The organism is Neisseria sp. P0022.S009 (genome assembly GCF_051956675.1).
GTDB lineage: Bacteria > Pseudomonadota > Gammaproteobacteria > Burkholderiales > Neisseriaceae > Neisseria.
The window spans coordinates 1-487 of the sequence record NZ_JBQCXE010000054.1; the positions used below are offsets into that span (position 1 = coordinate 1).

1 pseudogene is annotated in these 487 nt (G+C 54.6%); it reads left to right on the forward strand.

Features of this window, described 5'->3' with window-relative positions:
• A pseudogene (locus tag ACTHUG_RS11405) lies at positions 1-487 on the forward strand (glycosyltransferase family 39 protein); the annotation flags it as partial.

Here is a 487-nt window from a genome sequence, read left to right on the forward strand (position 1 = left end):
TTCCATTCCACTGGGCAAAGCAAACGCTATTTGCTGACCCTGATCTGCGCCATTGTCGTTTCCCTGCCCCTGCTGATTCTGTATCCGCTGGTTTTATCCAGAACCCACCCCGAATGGTTTGATATATGGTTCAACCATTATTCCTTAGGCGTATTCGGCGGTTTCCATCAGATTCAGACGGCCTTCAGCCTACTCTATTATCTGAAAAATCTACTGTGGTTCGCCCTGCCTGTTTGGCCGCTGGCGGCATGGACGCTCAGCCGTACGCGTATCCACGATAAAAACTGGGGCATTCTGAGCCTGTCGTGGCTGTTTATCATGACAGCCCTGCTCGTCATCGACCCGCAACGCCTGCAAGACAACCTCGTTTGGCTGTTGCCGCCGCTTGCCCTGCTCTGCGCGGCACAACTGGACGGCCTGCGTCGCGGCGCGGCAGCATTTATCAACTGGTTCGGCATCATGGCATTCGGTTTGATTGCCGTGTTCC